General features: G+C 69.1%; 1 protein-coding gene. It reads left to right on the forward strand.

The genetic code is table 11. The features are described from left to right. Positions 1–204 (forward strand): hypothetical protein (locus ABD937_RS23825; protein ID WP_345258593.1); only part of this gene is annotated, 204 nt, incomplete at both ends.

The raw sequence follows: 204 nt of genomic DNA on the forward strand, positions 1-204 counted from the left end.
TCGTGGCGAGCCAGACGCTCTGCGCAGGCTCTGCCACCCAGGCCGTGACCTTCACGAGCCCCGTGGCGGGCACGACCTTCTCCTGGACCAACTCCAACACGGCCATCGGCCTGGCGGCTTCCGGCGGCGGCGACATCGCCTCCTTCCTGGCCCAGAACAACACGGCCAACCCGACCATCGCAGGCACCATCACGGTGACCCCGT

This window comes from Flaviaestuariibacter amylovorans (genome assembly GCF_039541815.1).
In the GTDB taxonomy this organism is placed as follows: Bacteria; Bacteroidota; Bacteroidia; order Chitinophagales; family Chitinophagaceae; genus Flavisolibacter; species Flavisolibacter amylovorans.